The organism is Maricaulis sp. D1M11 (assembly GCF_047308265.1).
GTDB lineage: Bacteria > Pseudomonadota > Alphaproteobacteria > Caulobacterales > Maricaulaceae > Maricaulis.
In genome coordinates, this window is sequence record NZ_JBKQWY010000010.1 from 36,574 (window position 1) to 54,157 (window position 17,584).

General features: G+C 61.2%; 14 protein-coding genes. 13 read left to right on the plus strand and 1 reads right to left on the minus strand.

Going from position 1 to position 17,584, the window contains the following annotated elements:
* Position 1 precedes the first annotated feature (1 nt).
* From RMQ97_RS13840 to rfaD, 9 genes are all read left to right on the plus strand, one after another.
* Positions 2 to 1,639 carry a nitrite/sulfite reductase gene (locus RMQ97_RS13840; protein ID WP_413661486.1) on the plus strand — a complete coding sequence of 546 codons (1,638 nt, stop codon included), beginning with the start codon at positions 2 to 4 and terminating at the stop codon, positions 1,637 to 1,639.
* The gene (locus tag RMQ97_RS13845; protein WP_413661487.1) at positions 1,626 to 2,723 is read left to right on the plus strand and encodes a phosphoadenylyl-sulfate reductase; all 1,098 of its coding nucleotides are present in this window, start codon (positions 1,626 to 1,628) and stop codon (positions 2,721 to 2,723) included. The genes RMQ97_RS13840 and RMQ97_RS13845 overlap by 14 nt, the downstream gene beginning before the upstream one ends.
* A gap of 68 nt (positions 2,724 to 2,791) precedes the next feature.
* Entirely contained in the window at positions 2,792 to 3,814 is a 1,023-nt protein-coding gene (locus tag RMQ97_RS13850) for a cysteine synthase A (RefSeq protein WP_413661488.1), read from the plus strand.
* 54 nt (positions 3,815 to 3,868) lie between these two features.
* A complete protein-coding gene (locus RMQ97_RS13855) occupies positions 3,869 to 4,678 on the plus strand; it encodes a ferredoxin--NADP reductase (protein WP_413661661.1) in 810 nt (269 codons plus the stop codon).
* A gap of 305 nt (positions 4,679 to 4,983) precedes the next feature.
* Entirely contained in the window at positions 4,984 to 5,940 is a 957-nt protein-coding gene (gene metX, locus RMQ97_RS13860; protein ID WP_413661489.1) for a homoserine O-succinyltransferase MetX, read from the plus strand.
* Entirely contained in the window at positions 5,937 to 7,106 is a 1,170-nt protein-coding gene (locus tag RMQ97_RS13865; protein WP_413661490.1) for a trans-sulfuration enzyme family protein, read from the plus strand. Before metX ends, RMQ97_RS13865 begins: the two co-directional genes overlap by 4 nt.
* 57 nt (positions 7,107 to 7,163) lie before the next feature.
* On the plus strand, positions 7,164 to 8,624 hold the full coding sequence (rfaE1, locus tag RMQ97_RS13870; protein ID WP_413661491.1) for a D-glycero-beta-D-manno-heptose-7-phosphate kinase: 1,461 nt from the start codon (positions 7,164 to 7,166) through the stop codon (positions 8,622 to 8,624).
* On the plus strand, positions 8,617 to 9,147 hold the full coding sequence (locus RMQ97_RS13875) for a D-glycero-alpha-D-manno-heptose-1,7-bisphosphate 7-phosphatase (protein ID WP_413661492.1): 531 nt from the start codon (positions 8,617 to 8,619) through the stop codon (positions 9,145 to 9,147). Before rfaE1 ends, RMQ97_RS13875 begins: the two co-directional genes overlap by 8 nt.
* A 1-nt stretch (position 9,148) precedes the next feature.
* On the plus strand, positions 9,149 to 10,132 hold the full coding sequence (gene rfaD, locus RMQ97_RS13880) for an ADP-glyceromanno-heptose 6-epimerase (protein ID WP_413661493.1): 984 nt from the start codon (positions 9,149 to 9,151) through the stop codon (positions 10,130 to 10,132).
* Here rfaD and glpK read toward each other — a convergent pair.
* The gene (gene glpK / locus RMQ97_RS13885; RefSeq protein ID WP_413661494.1) at positions 10,129 to 11,625 is read right to left on the minus strand and encodes a glycerol kinase GlpK; all 1,497 of its coding nucleotides are present in this window, start codon (positions 11,623 to 11,625) and stop codon (positions 10,129 to 10,131) included. The two genes, rfaD and glpK, sit on opposite strands and share 4 nt — an antisense overlap.
* Before the next feature lie 107 nt (positions 11,626 to 11,732).
* On the opposite strand from glpK, the gene RMQ97_RS13890 reads away from it, so the two are divergent.
* From RMQ97_RS13890 to RMQ97_RS13905, 4 genes are all read left to right on the plus strand, one after another.
* A complete protein-coding gene (locus tag RMQ97_RS13890; protein ID WP_413661495.1) occupies positions 11,733 to 12,674 on the plus strand; it encodes an alpha/beta hydrolase in 942 nt (313 codons plus the stop codon).
* A gap of 150 nt (positions 12,675 to 12,824) precedes the next feature.
* Entirely contained in the window at positions 12,825 to 13,904 is a 1,080-nt protein-coding gene (locus RMQ97_RS13895) for an efflux RND transporter periplasmic adaptor subunit (protein ID WP_413661496.1), read from the plus strand.
* On the plus strand, positions 13,901 to 17,122 hold the full coding sequence (locus tag RMQ97_RS13900; protein ID WP_413661497.1) for an efflux RND transporter permease subunit: 3,222 nt from the start codon (positions 13,901 to 13,903) through the stop codon (positions 17,120 to 17,122). Before RMQ97_RS13895 ends, RMQ97_RS13900 begins: the two co-directional genes overlap by 4 nt.
* A 36-nt stretch (positions 17,123 to 17,158) precedes the next feature.
* Entirely contained in the window at positions 17,159 to 17,578 is a 420-nt protein-coding gene (locus RMQ97_RS13905) for a DUF1330 domain-containing protein (protein WP_413661498.1), read from the plus strand.
* The last annotated feature ends 6 nt before the right edge of the window (positions 17,579 to 17,584 follow it).

Sequence of the window (17,584 nt, forward strand, 5' to 3'; positions counted from 1 at the left end):
CATGTATAAATACGACGAACGTGACACGACATTGGTGCGCGAGCGCATTGCAGAATTCCGGGACCAGGTGGAACGCCGCCTGGATGGTCGCCTTACAGAGGACCAGTTCAAACCTTTGCGGCTGATGAACGGGGTCTATCTCCAGCTGCACGCCTACATGCTGCGTGTTGCCATTCCCTACGGCGCGCTCAACGCCCCCCAAATGCGCACGCTGGCCCATATCGCCCGGACGTATGACAAGGGCTATGGGCATTTCACGACACGCCAGAATATTCAGTACAACTGGCCAAGCCTGGTCGATATCCCGGACATTCTCGACACCCTCGCAGATGTCGAAATGCACGCGATCCAGACGTCGGGCAATTGCATCCGCAATGTGACCGCTGACCCGTTTGCCGGAGCCGCTCATGACGAGCTGGAAGACAGCCGCCCGTGGAGCGAAATCATTCGGCAATGGTCGACCCTGCATCCGGAATTCACCTTCCTGCCGCGCAAATTCAAGATCGCCGTCAATGGGGCGGAAGAAGACCGCGCCGGGATCCGCGTCCACGATATCGGCCTCCAGATCGTTCGCGACGAACAGGGAAAAACGGCTTTTGATGTGTATGTCGGCGGCGGCCAAGGCCGGACACCGCGCATCGCCCGCCCGGTCAAGTCAGAACTCGCGCCCGAGGATCTGCTGAGCTATCTGACCGCCATCCTGCGCGTCTATAACCAGTATGGTCGACGCGACAACCTCTACAAGGCGCGCATCAAGATCCTTGTCGATTCACTCGGTGTCGAGGCTTTCCGCGCCGAGGTGGACGAGGAATGGTCCTATATCCGTGACGGTGAGCTGAAGCTCGACGCTGCCGAGATCGCGCGTATCCGCGGTTTCTTCAGTACGCCCGCGACCCCTGTGACCGCAGAGCGCCCGGATCTGTCCGACAGTGAGTTCACCGGCTGGTATGCCCGCAATGTGCGCAAACACCAGCACGCCGGTCTGGCCAGTGTTGTCATTTCGCTCAAACCCGTCGGTGGCACGCCGGGCGATGCAACCGCTGAGCAGATGGATCTGATCGCCGACCTCACCGAGCAATACGGTTTCAACGAGGTGCGCGTGACCCCGGATCAGAACCTGGTCTTGCCGCATGTGCGCCAGGCCGATCTGAAAACCGTCTGGCAAGCCCTTAAAAATGCCGGACTGGCGACCCCCAATGCCGGTCTGGCAACAGATATCGTGGCGTGTCCCGGTCTCGATTATTGCAATCTCGCCAACGCTCGTTCGATCCCGATCGCCCAGGCGATCAGCACCCGTCTGGACGCTGATGGTCTGGCGGAAGCTTCCGGCGAGGTCACCATCAAGATCTCGGGCTGTATCAATGCCTGTGGCCACCACCACGTCGCCCATATCGGCATTCTTGGCGTCGACAAGCGCGGCGAGGAATTTTACCAGATCACGCTGGGCGGTGCCTTTGGCGAGGATGCCGCCGTTGGCGAGATCGTCGGCAAGGGCCTGGCCGCCGAGGACATTCCCGGCGCCATCTCCCGCATGCTTCACACCTATACCCAGATCCGGACGGGCAAGGAGCGTTTCATCGACACGCTGCGCCGCACCGGAACCGATGTCTTCAAGGAGGCTATCTATGCTGATCAGTGATCGCGACCCGTCCAGCCTGGCCGAATATGAAACCCGACTGGCGTCGGGCGGCGGAGACATTCTCGAGATTACCGGCGATGCCGACTGGCGCGAGCTGGCCGAACCTGCCAAGTCCGCGCTGCAGATCGATATCCGGTTTGACAGTTTCAAGGATGGGCGAGGTTTCACCCTCGCCAATCAGCTGCGCGAACGCCTGGGTTTCCAGGGCCTCTTGCGCGCCAAGGGCGATCTTATCCCGGACCAGGCCCAGTTCCTGCGCCGTGTCGGCTTTGACAGTGTGGAGCCTGATCGTACGGATCTGAGCGAAGACTGGGCGCGTGCGCTGCAGCGTTTCTCGGTGACCTATCAACCGGCCCGCGAGAATGCCGCGCGTCCCGAGGTCCAGACGCCATCACTGGCAACGCTCAATGAGCGCTATATGGAATCTGATGCCATCGACATTCTCCACGATGCGATCACGAAGACCTGGAAAGGCAAGGTCGCGGTCCTCTCGTCCTTTGGTGCCGAGGCCGCTGTGAACCTGCACCTGGTGTCACGCATCGATCCGGACATTCCGGTCCTGTTTCTCGATACCGGTCGCCATTTCGCACAGACCGAGCAGTATATGCGCCAGCTCAGCGAGGAGCTGGGACTGACCAATGTGCGCATTCTCAATCCAGATGCGGACGAAGTGGCCTCAGAAGATGCGGACAACAAGCTCTGGCAGCGTGATGCCGACGCCTGTTGTGCCCTGCGCCGTGTCCGTCCGCTGAACAAGGCCCTGGAGGAATTTGATGCCCTGATCACGGGCCGCAAACAGTTCCACGGTGGGGCCCGGATCAATCTGCCGGCAGTTGAACAGATCAATGGCCGGGTCCGCGTCAATCCCCTGACGCGCTGGTCCCAGGATGACATCAACGCCTATTTCAAGCGCTACAATCTGCCTCAGCACCCGCTTGTCGAAATGGGATATACCTCCATCGGCTGCTGGACGTGCACAGCACCAGCCCAGGCGGGTGAAGACCCGCGGGCGGGACGCTGGCCCGGACAGGACAAGACCGAATGTGGTATTCACGTCGCCTCCATGATTCAGGCGGCCGAATAACCCAACGGCTGAGCAGACGGGAGTGGACCGGCCCAGACCGCCCTCCCGTGTTTGAAAGGACGAGTTACGTGTCGACCCGCCAAGTCCTCGACTTGATCGGCAATACGCCCCTTATCCGTCTGGATGGCCCGTCTGAGGCCACCGGATGCGAGATTTATGGCAAGGCCGAGTTTCTCAATCCGGGCGGATCCGTAAAGGATCGCGCCGCACTCAATATTGTGCAGACAGCGCGCGAAGAGGGGCGCCTGAAACCCGGCGGCACGATTGTCGAGGGCACTGCCGGCAATACCGGTATCGGACTGGCTCTGGTGGGGGCGGCGCTTGGACACCCCGTGGTGATCGTCATGCCGCGCACGCAGAGTGAGGAGAAGAAACAGGCCCTGCGCGCCAATGGCGCCCGGCTCATCGAGGTGGATGCGGCGCCGTTCTCTAGTCCCAATCATTTTGTGCACTATTCCAAACGCCTGGCCGAGGAATTGAACGCCGAGAACGCTGCTGGCGCGATCTGGGCCAATCAGTTCGACAATCTCGACAATCGCAAGGCTCACGAAAAAACCACAGGACCCGAGATCTGGAGCCAGACAGAGGGCCGGATCGATGGTTTCATCTGTGCAGCGGGAACCGGCGGAACTCTGTCCGGTGTAGCCGCCAGCCTGCGCGGCTTCAATCCGGACATCAAGATTGGGGTGGCCGATCCCGCCGGAGCGGCATTGTTCAACTACTTCACCAAGGGCGAGCTCTCCGGTGAGGGATCCTCCATCACCGAAGGGATCGGCGTCGGCCGGATCACCGGCAATCTGGAAGGCCTGCAGGTCGACCATGCCTACCGCGTGGACGACGCGGAGATGCTGCCCCTTCTCTTTGATCTCATAGAAACCGAGGGCCTGTCCCTGGGGGGATCGGCTGGGATCAATATTGCCGGTGCCATGCGGCTCGCCCGCGAACTGGGGCCTGGCCATACCATCGTGACCATTTTGTGTGACAGCGGCGTCCGGTATGCCGGCAAGCTGTTCAACCCGGAATTCCTGCGCAGCCGGGGTCTGCCCACACCACCGTGGATCGATCTTGCTCCCGGCTCTGCGCTTGCCTAACAGACGACAAGACATGTACGAAACGGACGACGAATGACAGACGCTCCCGCCACGATGCGACCGCCCAACAAAATCTCAGCCAAACCTGGCCCCTGCACGATCGAAACCGTGCTCGAGGTCAAGCATTACACCGACCGGCTGTTCCAGTTCCGGATTACGCGGCCGGCCAGTTTCCGGTTCCGCTCCGGCGAGTTTGTGATGATCGGTCTGCCCAAGGAAGACGGCAAGCCTTTGCTGCGAGCCTATTCCGTGGCCAGCCCCTTCTGGGACGAAGCTCTGGATTTCTACTCCATCAAAGTGCCCGATGGCCCGCTGACCTCACGTCTGCAACACATCCAGCCCGGCGACGAAATCCTGCTGGGCAAAAAGCCGACCGGGACTTTGGTCCTCGACGCCCTGAAACCGGGCAAACGCCTCTACCTGGTCTCTACCGGAACAGGTATCGCGCCGTTCGCCAGCCTGGTGCGCGACCCCGAGACTTATGAGAAATTCGAACAGGTGATTTTGACCCATACCTGCCGCGAGCTCGACGAGCTGGAGTATGGCAATGAGTTTGTCGCCGCGACCAAGGACGACGAGCTGATTGGTGAAATGGCGCGCGAGAAACTGATCCACTTCACCTCGGTCACCCGCGATGACGGACCGGTAAAAGGTCGCGTCACCGACATGATCAATTCCGGTGAATTGTTTGAACAACTCGGTGTCCCGGCTCTCGATCCCGATGTCGATCGGGTCATGATCTGTGGCTCTGAAGGCCTGCTCAAAGACATGAAACAGATTTGTCTGGACCGAAACTTTGTCGAAGGTTCCAATGCCGCCCCGGCGGATTTCGTCGTCGAGAAAGCCTTTGTCGCGACGGATTGATCCTCACCCAACAGCGATCACCCAAGACCCCGGCCGACCCGTTCGTGCCGGGGTTTTTTGTGGACAGCACAGCCCGCTTGACGACACATAAACATATCTTTATATATCCAAATGCGCCGATTTGATGTTCAGCTTGCGGGCGCGGAAAAAATGCGGCTAAAGCGGAACGAGGCGCGCGACCCTGACGTCGCCGCCCCGGTTTCCCGACGGCGCTCCGCATATCTTCCGTGTCAGAAATGTGCAGGACCGGTGTGTCTGAAATTGCCCACACGCACGACACCTCCGGTCCTTCGGGAGACACCGTCATGAGCCTGGCCTATGACCTCCACGCCACCTCTCTGGGTCGCGATATCGAAACGCAATTCACCACACAAGCCGGTGACATCATCCCTGTAACGGGTCGGGTCACCGGTCCCGAAACGGGGGAGGCTGTCCTGGCGCTCGGCGGCATTTCAGCAGGTCGCTTTGTGTGCAGCGATGAGGGTATTCGCGGTTGGTGGTGCGACCAGGCCGGTCCCGGACGCCCGATTGATACCGAGGAGACCCGTCTCCTGGGCATGGATTTTGTCGGCGAAACCGCTCACCCCTTCCCCACCACGCATGATCAGGCACGGGCTGCGCTGGCGATTGCAGATGCCGCCGGGATAGAACAGTTCAGCGTCATCGGGGCGAGTTATGGCGGCATGATCGCACTGGCGCTCGCCGAACTAGCCCCCGAACGGATTGAGCGCGCGCTCGTCCTGTCTGCGGCGGACCGGTCCAGCGAGATGGCTAAGGCCTGGCGCGCTATTCAGCGCGACACTGTGGAAATGGGATTGCGACTGGGTGATCCAGAACACGGTCTGAACCTTGCCCGTCGCCTCGCCCTGACCACCTATCGCACACCGGATGAATGGGAAGACCGGTTCGGCAATCCCAAACCCGATAGTCGCGATGCCCAGGGGGTATGCGCTTATCTGGAGGCAAGGGGCGCCGATTTCTGCACGCACCAGACTGCCGAGCGGTTTCTGGCCCTCTCGCGCTCGACCGACAGCCATGGCGCGGACGTGACCCGCATCGCCTGCCCGGTCACCTATCTCGCTGTGGAGGAGGATCGCCTCGTGCCCCTCGACACCATTCAGGCCACCTGTTGGCGCACACCCCAGGGACGCATGGAAGTCACCAGCTCCTACTACGGTCACGACGCCTTTCTGAAAGAAAACACCCTGATCGCGCAGATCATCCGCGAATCCATTTTCGGCTTGCGAGGCGGTGAAGCATGACCGATGCGTTTCGCACCCGGGCCATTCGTGCCGGATTGAACACAAATACTGATTGGGGGGCGGTCATTCCGCCCCTCTCTTTGTCATCCGCCTATCGGCGAGCCGACCCCGGACAGCCCGGCACGTTCGACTATGCCCGAACGTCCAATCCCAACCGGTGTTTGCTGGCCGACGCCCTTGCAGACCTCGAAAACGCCACCGGTGCTGTGGTCACCTGCTCCGGCATGGCCGCGATCGATCTGCTCCTGCATGATCGTCCACATGGGGCACGTATTCTGTGTTCCCATGACGCCTATGGAGGAACACGGCGATTGCTGGATGCACGGGCCGCTGGCGGGCGTTTCAGCGTCCACTACATCGACACCAGCGATCTCGATGCCGTGGCACGCGCCCTGGAAACCCCGGCATCACTTCTACTCCTGGAGACGCCCTCCAATCCACGCTTGAGGATCAGCGATATCAAAGCCGTCGCCGCGCTGTGCAAGACCGCCGGCACGGAATTGGCGGTCGACAACACCGTCCTCTCACCAGTCCTGCAACAACCTCTCGCGCTCGGCGCAGATTATTCCGTCCAGTCGATCACCAAACTGCTCAACGGCCATTCCGACATGGTGGGCGGTGTCGTGTGTACCGCTGATGCGCAAGCCCTCGAGCGCCTGACCTGGTGGGCCAATTGTGCCGGCACGGGCGCCGCGGCGTTTGACAGCTATATGGCCCTGCGCGGCCTGCGAACCCTGCCCCTGCGCGCCAAGGCCCAGTGCGAGAGCGCCGGCGAGATCGCCACGCGCCTGGCCGCAGATCCGCGCATTGGAACAGTGGACTATCCGGGACTAACCTCGCATCCCGGGCATGAGATCGCCTGCGATCAACAGTCCGGCTTCGGTCAGTTGATCAGTTTCGACATTGCAGATCCGGACATCGATCCCCTCCAGGTCGTCCAGAGTTTCAAGATCTTCACGCTGGCCCAGTCGCTTGGCGGCGTGGAGAGTCTGGCCAACATTCCCGCATCCATGACGCACGCATCCATGACGCCCCAGGCCCGCGCCGAGGCCGGTATCGGGGATACCTTGATCCGGCTCTCCATTGGCCTGGAGGCCTCAGAAGACCTGATCGCCGACCTCGACCAGGCTCTAGAAGCGGCCCGTCTGTCGGCACCGGTTTCCTGAGCGCAGGCAAAGCCGTATACCCTTGGGCACGAACCTGAACCGGGCCTGGGGGACGAAATGACGGTGATGAGCCAATGGGTGGACGCTCTGGCGGGTGTGAGACTGGCCGTGCTCGGCGATGTCATGCTTGATCGCTACACGTTTGGAGACACCACACGCATTTCCCCCGAAGCCCCGACACCTGTTTTCCTGACCCGTCGGGTCGAGGAGATGGTGGGTGGCGCAGGCAATGTCGCCCGCAACATCGCCGCCCTGGGCGGTGAAGCCCTGCTGATCGGTGCTATCGGCAAGGATGAAACGGGTCGCGTGCTGCAAGCCCGGGCCGGCGAGACAGAGGGGCTGGACGCCCGTTTTGTGCGCAATCCCAATCAACGCACCACGGTGAAGAACCGCTTTGTCGCCAAGGGACAGCATGTTCTCAGAGTGGACGAGGAAGACCAGGGCGAGATTCCAGCTGAAGTCGTACAGACCGCCATGGGCGCGCTGGACATTGCCCTTGATGGCACATCTGCACTGGTCCTGTCCGATTATGCCAAGGGCTTCCTGACCAAGGACATTCTCACCACGGCGATCGCAAAGGCCCGGGCCCGTGGCCTGCCCGTCATCATCGATCCCAAATCAAAGGATTTGCAGCGTTACTCCGGCGCGACAGTGCTGACGCCAAACGCAAAGGAAGCGGAGGACGCAACCGGCATTGCCTGTGACACGCCTGAACGCGCCGAGGCGGCCGCCCGTGCCATTCTCGAGCTTGCGCAATGCGAGACAGTGATCCTGACGCGCGGCCCCCAGGGCATGACCGTCTGCACACGCGACGGAACACTGCGCCACATGCCAACCCTGGCCCGTGAAGTCTTTGATGTTTCCGGCGCCGGTGACACCGTCGTCGCGACCCTCGCTCTGGCCCTGGCCTCCGGCGCACCGGTTGAAGCCGCCGCAGACCTGGCCAATCGTGCCGCCGGAATTGTTGTCGGAAAAGTCGGCACCGCAACGGTGTCCGCCGCCGAACTCCACATCGCCCTGCATGGTGGTGGCCCGGACGGCCGCAAGACCGTCAACCGCGACGCCGCGCGGGCCGCTGTGAGAACCTGGCAGGCGGCTGGCCATCGTGTTGTGTTCACCAATGGCTGTTTTGACCTGCTCCATCCCGGCCATGTCAGCCTGCTCGACTTCGCCAAGAGCCAGGGTGACCGGCTGGTTGTCGCGCTCAATTCGGATGCCTCGGTCCAGCGCCTGAAGGGGCCGACACGGCCGGTCCAGACCGAGAGCGCCCGATCAACCGTCATGGAAGCTCTGCGAGATGTCGATCTGGTTGTTATCTTCGATGAGGACACGCCGCTGGAGACGATAATTGCGCTTGAACCCGATGTTTTGGTCAAGGGTGCAGACTATACGGTGGACCAGGTTGTCGGAGCCCGGGAAGTGATGGCACGCGGCGGACAGGTCGCCCTGGCGCCTCTGCTCGATGGCCATTCGACGACAAACTCCATCAAACGGGCCACGATCCGGGCCGATGACTGACCCGTTCCTCGTCCTTCTCGATCGTGATGGCACGATCAATATCGACAAGCATTACCTGTCGGACCCGGACGGTGTGGAAATTCTGCCTGGTGCGATAAGCGGTCTACTGCGGCTGCAAGCCGCGGGAGCGGTGCTCGCAATCGTCACCAATCAATCGGGAGTGGGGCGGGGTTATTTCGATCTCGAAACAGCCTGGGCGGTGAATAAACGCGTGGTTGAATTGCTGGCCCAACACGGGGTCACCATCGCCCACAGCGCCATGTGTCCGCATGCCCCAGAGGAAGCGTGCACCTGTCGCAAACCGGCTCCGGAACTGGCGCTTGAATGCGCCCGCGCGACCGGGCTGGCACTGACATCCAGCTGGACGATTGGAGACAAAGCCTCTGATGTGCAGCTGGGAAGGGGCGTGGGCGGCAAGGGCCTGTTGATCGCCGCATCACCCGCGCAGGATTTTGGACAGAGTGCCAGCTGCACCGATCTTGATGCTGCGGCCGATTTCATTCTGCAGGAAAGAGGATTGTGACATGTTTCTGGTGACCGGAGGGGCCGGCTTTATCGGCTCTCAGATCGCGGCCGAACTGGAACAGCAGGGCGAAGAGGTCATTATCCTCGACTGGCTGGGCCATGAGTATAAATGGCGCAATATCGCCAAACGGGTCCCGGTCGATATTCGTCCGCCGGAAGATCTCGACACAGTGCTGGCAACCTATGGCCCCGCCCTTAAGGGCGTCATTCATATGGGCGCGATCTCGGCGACGACGGAGCGGGATGGCGATCTCATTGTCCGCTCGAATTTCCGCCTGTCCTGTGATCTGTGGACCTGGTGCGCGCATCATGACGTCCCCTTTGTCTATGCCTCATCCGCCGCCACGTATGGCGATGGACATCTGGGTTTTGCTGATGATGACGACCTCGTTTCGATGTCGAAACTTCGCCCCCTCAACGCCTATGGCTGGTCAAAATGGGTCTTTGATTGCTGGGCCCGCAAACAGGTGGATGCTGGCAAGGCACAGCCGCCACGCTGGGCCGGTCTGAAGTTTTTCAACGTCTATGGCCCCAATGAGCAGCACAAGGGCTCCATGCGCTCGGTGGCCATCCAGGTCTTTGAACAAGTGCGAGAGACCGGCGCCATGCGGCTGTTTGCATCCGATCACCCCGACTATGAGGATGGCGGGCAGTTGCGCGATTTCGTCTGGGTGGAGGATTGTGCCCGCATTGCCCACTGGTGTGCCACCGGCCTCCAGCAAAGCGGCATCTATAATGTCGGCTCCGGCACGGCGCGGTCGTTCAAGGACCTCACCGAGGCCGTCTTCCACGCCATGGGGCACACGCCACAGATCAGCTATTTCGACATGCCCGAGCACCTCAAGGGCCAGTACCAATACTTCACGCAAGCGCGCATGGATCGACTGCGCGATGTGGGCTGTCCGGTACAGATGACGCCGCTGGAACAGGGCGTGGACCGCTATGTCCGCGATTTCCTGTCAACGCCAGACGGGTTTCGCTAGGTCTGAGCCCCCGCACTGACCCGGCTGATCGCGTCAGACCAGCCTGCGCGCAAGGCGAGGCGTCGGTCTTCGGGCATGTCCGCGCTGAAACTTTTGTCTGCGCTCCAAACGGCCCGGCCGTCCTCCAAGGACGCAAACAGGCCCGCCCCCAAACCTGCCAGAAATGCCGCGCCCCAGGCGGTGGTTTCCGTATTCACCGGTCGCACGACCTCCATGGTCGTGAGGTCGGACATGCGCTGCAGCAATCGATTATTGCGCGCCATACCGCCATCCACTTTGAGCCGCACCGGCATGGCGCCATCGCCCTGCATGGCCTCAAGCAGATCACAGGTCTGGTGTGCCACACTGTCCAGCGCGGCCTGGGCAATCTCCGCAGCGCTGGAGCCCCGGGTGAGGCCGATAATCGCCCCCCGGGCCTGCGCATCCCAATGCGGGGCACCCAGGCCTGTAAAGGCGGGCACCAGATAGACACCACTGTCCGGATCTGCCCCGGCCGCCAAGGCCTCCACATCACGCGCCTGGGCGATCAGCCCCAACCCGTCGCGCAGCCATTGAATGGTCGCCCCGGCCGACAGGACCGAGCCCTCCAGCGCATAGGTGCTGACCCCGTCCAGCCGATAGGCCAGTGTGGTCAACAGGCGATGGCGGGAGAGTCTTTTTTCCTGTCCGGTATTGAGCAGCATAAACGCGCCGGTCCCGTAGGTGGATTTCATCTCGCCGGGTTCGAAACAGGCCTGACCGATAGTGGCCGCCTGTTGATCGCCCGCCACGCCCGTAATCGGCAAGGCGACACCAAACAGGGCCTCATCACTGTCACCGAAATGGTCGGCGCAATCGCGTATCTTGGGCAAGAGAGCGGCCGGGACCTGGAACAGGTCCAGCATGTCCGCATCCCAGTCACCCGTTTCGAGATTGTAGAGCGAGGTCCGGCTGGCATTGGTCGCATCCGTCGCATGTACACGCCCGCCGGTGAGGCGCCAGATCAGCCAGCTATCCACGGTGCCAAACGCCAGTTCACCCGCCTCGGCGCGCTGACGCCCATTCGGAATCGCATCCAGCAGCCACGCAATCTTCGTGGCGGAAAAGTACGGATCGAGTACCAGCCCGGTGCGGGCCTGAACGAGATCAGCATGACCTGCAGACTGGAGCTCGGCACACGCCTCGGCGGTACGCCGGTCCTGCCAGACGATGGCATTGGCCAAAGCCTCACCTGTCCTGCGATCCCAGATGAGGGTCGTCTCACGCTGATTGGTGATACCGATCGCTTCGGCGGCATAACCCTTGGCATGTGCATCGCGTAGCGCCTCGCGAGCCGTCGAGAGAATGGTCGCCCAGATCACCTCCGGATCATGTTCCACCCATCCGGGGCGCGGATAGATCTGGTCGAATTCACGCTGGGCCTGGGCCACAACATGGCCGGAGAGATCAAACACAATGGCGCGTGAACTGGTCGTACCCTGATCCAGGGCCAGAAGGGCGGCGGTTTTTGTCATGTCACTCCCCGTTTTGTGTTCTGCGCAAAACCTGACAAATCCACACGCTTCGCGCTAGGCTTCTGTCACATACGCAAAAAGGCCTGTTCAGGGCCGAGGGGAGACACATGGATCAGCCTGACTACACACCCGCCCGCTGGCTGGACACGCCGAGTGGAGCCCGGCTTGCCCTGCACGAATGGCCGGCCGTGGGCCCGTGTCGAGCGATCCTGCAGATCAATCACGGACTGGCCGAACATGGCGGTCGATATGGCCGGTTTGCCCGTTTCATGGCGGAACGTGGCGTGCATGTTGTTGCGCCCGATCATCGCGGTCACGGCCAGACCACAGCGCAGGATGGCGGACCGGCCCGGTTCGCTGATGAAGACGGGTGGGACAAGCTCATCGATGATGTGCGCGCCCTCAATTCCGACCTGCGGACCCGCCACCGCGATGTACCGCTGATCCTGTTTGGCCATTCCATGGGCGGGTTGATCACACTCAATGCCATTCAGCGTCATCCTGACCTCATGGACGGAGCGGCGATCTGGAATTCCAATCCCTTCCTGGGAGCCAATGCGCCCCTTATGAAAGCGATCCTGTTCCTGGAAAGCCTGTTTGTCGGACGCAACGGGCCGAGCCACATCATACGCGCCCTGACGTTCAAGGCCTGGAACAACCGCTTCCCGGACAAACGCAATGATTCCGACTGGCTGTCCCGCGACCACGCCGAGACCGACGCTTTCCAGGATGATCCACTGTGTGGTTTTGCCGCTTCGGTTTCGCTGTGGCGAGACTTCATCCGCGGGGCGCAGGAAGCGGTCCGGCCGGCCAGCCTCACGGACCTGCGCCGAGACCTGCCCATTGACCTCGTCGGCGGCACCGAAGACCCCGCCACGTTTGGTGGCAAGGCGACCCGCCAATTGCACCGTCATCTGGAGAAACACGGCTTCACCCATGTCTCTTGCCGGGTGCTTGAGGGCTTTCGGCATGAGACTCTGAACGAACTCGGGCGAGAAAACGAGATGAACAGGTTCGCCGAATGGTTTGAAAGAGCAATTCAACGCTAGATTTCCAATAGGTGAAAACCGCGCCTGAACACCCGCTCTACTTGCGAAAAATTCTCGCCAAGCGACAATTTGACGGCTAAGTTCTTGCCAATACAAACAACACATCGGACGGCCTGAGTTTCAGGTCTTCCGCGAGGAAATTCGGTCGTCATGTCGTCGTCGCAGTCCATTCGTACCGCCCTGGCCATTCTGGGCCTGTTCATCGCGTTTTTTGCTGTGGGTACCGTGTTTGGGTCCAATCGCTCGGAAACCGACACCGCCACCCAAAACCCGGACAGTCTCTTCCAGGTGGTGACCCGCCGCATCGACGCCCAGCCCATGCCGGCGACCCTGACCTTGCGCGGACGCACCGAAGCCTTTCGTGAAGTCATTGTTCGCGCTGAAACCCAGGGCCGCGTCCTAGAGACGCCGGCCATTGAGGGCACGGACATTTCCCAGGGCGATATCATGTGTCGCATCGACCTCGATGCTCGTGGAGCCGCACTGGCCCAGGCCGAAGCGGATCTTCGCGCCCGCCAGCTTGATTATGACGCTGCACAGGAACTTCAGACCCGTGGTCACCGGTCTGCAACCCAGGTCGCTTCTGTTGAGGCCGCACGGGATGCTGCCTCGGCCCGTCTTCAAGCCACGCGCGAGGATCTGGCCAATACCCAGGTGCGTGCGCCGTTCGACGGCTTCTTCGATCGTCGACTGGCCGAAACCGGCGATTATCTGCGCGCCGGGGATGCCTGCGGTGTTCTGGTCCAGCTGGATCCGATCCTCCTGGTCGCTGAAGTGTCCGAACGCGACATTTCGGGGCTCAATCCCGGCCTGTCAGGTCGGGCCGAACTTGTCACCGGGGAAACCGTCGACGGTGTGTTGCGACGGGCCGAACGCCGGGCCGATCCGGCAACCCGGACCTTCCGCATCGAGATCGAGGCCCCCAACCCGGACCAGACCCTGCGCAGCGGCGTGACCGCCAATATCGAGCTGAACCTGGAACCGGTCCTCGCTTTCCGCATCCCCACCTCCACCATGAGCCTCAATTCGGACGGCGATCTGGGCGTACGCATTGTCGTCAATGGCGATACGGTCCGCTTTGTTCCTGTTGAACTGGTCCGAGATGACGGGGAGATGGTATGGGTTTCCGGCCTTCCGGACCCGGCAAGCGTGATCATCCGGGGACAGGATTTTGTGGCAGATGGTGCCCGGGTTGATCCTGTGCGTGACACATCGGAGCTGTCCCGGTGACGGGCGTCGTCGATTTCGCCATTGGCCGGGCGCGCATGATCCTGGCCATATTTGTCTGTGCCCTCCTGGCTGGCCTTTGGGCGTTTCTTACCCTGCCCCGCGAGGCGGATCCTGATATTCCCTTTCCCTTTGTAATCGTGGCCGTACCGCTCGACGGTATTTCGCCGGAAGATGCGGAACGGCTCATCGTCCGCCCGGTCGAAACGGAAATGCGGGCCATCGACGACCTTGTTGAGCTCAATGGGTATGGTGCCCTGGGCGCCGGCACGCTGGTGGCCGAATTTGGTGTACCCTTCGACGCCGATCAATCAGTTCTGGATGTGCGTGAGGCCGTCGACATGGCGCGCCGCGAGTTTCCCGAGGACGCTCTGGAACCTGTGATCCAGGAATTCAACTCGGCCCTCGCCCCGACCATTGCCGTCCAGGTCTATGGTGATGCGCCTGAGCGCACACTCTATCAGATCGCACGGGATCTGGAGGAGGAGCTCGAAACCCTCCCTGAGATCCTGCAGGTCGATATACAGGGCCTGCGCGAGGAAGTGATGGAAGTCGTGGTCGATCCCGCGCTTCTTCAATCCTACGGAATCACTTTCGGGCAGGTTTTCCAGGCCGTTCAAAACAATAACCGCCTCATCGCAGCGGGCTCGCTGGACAGTGGCCAGGCCCGTTTCCAGGTCAAGCTGCCCGGACTGTTTGAAACCGCACAGGACGCGCTGGACCTACCCCTGGCGAGCAATGGCGATGCGGTCGTCACCCTGCAAGACGTTGCCACGGTGCGGCGTACCTTCAAGGATGCCGACAGTTATGCGCGCTATAATGGTCAGCCCGCCTACACGCTTCAGGTCGTGCGACGCTCGGGCGAGAACATCATGGACACCGCTGCGGAAGTTCGACGCCTGACAAACGAGGTTTCTCAGTCCTGGCCCGAGACCGTAGGTCATGATTTCAGCCTGGATCTGTCCACCTATGTGCGCGATTCCATGCAAAGCCTGACCAGCTCGATCATGCTGGCGATCGTGCTGGTGCTGATCATCGTCGTCGCAGCGCTGGGCCTGCGCTCGGCGCTTCTCGTCGGCGTCGCCATCCCCGCCAGCTTCCTCTTCTCCTTCCTGTTGCTGAGCGTCTACGGATTGACGATCAATTTCATGGTCATGTTCGCCATGGTGCTCGCGGTCGGCCTGCTGGTCGATGGTGCCATTGTGGTCGTTGAATATGCGGACCGGAAGCTGGCCGAAGGCGAAACCCGGCGCGAAGCCTATGCGGCGGCGGGCAAGCGCATGTTCTGGCCGATCGTCTCGTCGACAGGGACGACACTTGCGGCCTTCCTGCCCTTCCTGTTCTGGGATTCTATCCCCGGTCAGTACATGTCCTTCCTGCCGCTCACCCTCATCTTCGTGCTCTCGTCCGCACTGGTCATGGCGATCATCTTCCTGCCCACGCTGGGTTCAGTCATCGGACGCAAGGGCGGACAGGTGGATGAAGGCTCTGCCCTCGCCCAGCTCAACGCCCAGGAGGCCGGGGACCCGGCCGATCTTCCCGGTTTCACAGGACGATACGCGCGCATGATCGGCGCACTCGTCAAACGCCCGCTGATCGTCGTCGCCACTTCCCTCGCCGGCATCGTGCTTATTGTTTTCGGCTTCATGGTCGAAGCTGGGGGCATGTTCGGTCGTGAGCCCATGCGGACCGAATTCTTTCTGGATGCAGAACCCGAACAAATCTACGTATTCGTCCGGGCGCGCGGAAACCTGTCTCCCCAAGAACAATACGCGTTGGCTCTGGAAGCTGAACGTCGCCTCGCGGGTATTGAGGGCATCAAGGGCTTTTACACGGTGGCCGGTGAACCGCCCGGCGCTTCGCCCTTCGATGGCACGGGAAGCGCACCTGCGGACTCCATTGCGCGGATTTTTGTCGAGTTCGAACCCTTTGGCCAACGCCCCAACGGACGCTGGATCGAACGCCAGATCCGCGAATCCATGACGGATGTGCCCGGTGTCATCATCGAGGTTCGCCCCTTCCAGCAAGGCCCGCCTGTCGGCAAAGATATCCAGGTCGAACTGCGGTCCGACAATTTCGACGACCTGTTGCGATCTGCGCGCCTGGTCCGGGCCTATATCGATACAATGGACGGCGTGACCGATGTTGAAGACAGTCTGCCCCTACCCGGTGTGGAATGGCGGCTGGCGCTTGATCGGGAGGAAGCCGGGCGCTATGGCGCGGACATCACCCAGGTGGGTGCGGCCGTGCAAATGGTGACGACGGGCGCCCTTGTGGGTCGTTATCGGCCGGATGATGCCGAAGACGAAGTCGATATCCGGGTACGCTTCCCCGATGATGAACGCGACATTTCCCAGCTCGATGATTTGCGGGTCAATACGGCCAATGGTGCGATCCCCATTTCGAATTTTGTCAGCCGCGAAGCACGTCCCCGGGTGGATTCAATATCGCGGCGGGATGGCAAGCGTGTCCTTCTGGTCCAGGCCAATGCTGATGCCGGTTATGCGGGCAATGTCCTGCTGACCCAGGTCCGGGCCTGGATCGACGAACAACAGGCGAACGGACAATTACCCGCGACAGTGGATATTGATTTCCTCGGTGCTGATGAGGAAAACGCCGAGGCCGCCGCCTTCTTCCAGGGCGCGATGTTGGCCTCGCTCTTCATGATGGGCATTATCTTGCTCTGGCAGTTCAATAATTTCTGGCATGTATTCCTGACCCTCCAGGCTGTCGTTCTGTCCGTCGTGGGCGTGCTGCTGGGCGTGACGCTCAGCTTCCCCTACATCTCCATCCTGTTCCTAGGAACCGGCGTGGTGACACTGGCCGGAATTGTGGTGAACAATAACATCGTGCTGATCGACACGTACCAGCGCCTGAAAAGCCTGGGCATGAGTACGGATGACGCCATTATCCGTACAGCCTCCCAGCGGCTGCGTCCTGTCATGCTCACGACAGTCACCACTATTTTCGGCCTGCTGCCCATGGTCTTCCAGATCAATGCCGATTTCGCGCACGGCCAGATCTCGATCGGTGGCCCGGCGAGCGAATGGTGGGTCCAGCTTTCCTCCGCCGTGGTCTGGGGGCTGGGCTTTTCCACCCTGCTCACCCTGATCCTCACGCCGGTCTTGCTGGGCGTTCCCAGTCGGCTTGCACAAAGTCGTGAGCGTTTGGTCTCCCTGCTTGTGCCCGCGAACTGGAGACGCGATCATCCCGCTGAATAACAAACCGGAAATCCGGATTTCAACGGGAGGACGATCATGACAGCCTATCTGGACCCGACACGCGAAGCGTTCGACGCCTTCAAAAACCTGCCTCGGGATGAGCCCATTCACATGCTCAACCTGATCAAGCTGCACGAGACGGCCCTCTATCCGGACGGACGTGAGGTGAGTGGGTTAGAAGCTTATCGCGAATATGGCCGCCTGAGCGGACCGATTTTCCAGCGCGTGGGCGGTCAAATCATGTGGCGCGGGCAGGCTCAAAACATGTTGATCGGCCCCTCGGACGAGATGTGGGATATCAGCTTTATTGCCGCCTATCCCCATGCCGGTGCCTTTCTCGACATGGTGACCGACCCGGATTACCAGGGCGTCGCGGTGAAACACCGCCAGGCCGCCGTCGCAACATCCAGGCTCATTCGTCACTCCCCTCTGGGCGGCTCAGGCGAGTTTGGCTAGTCAGAA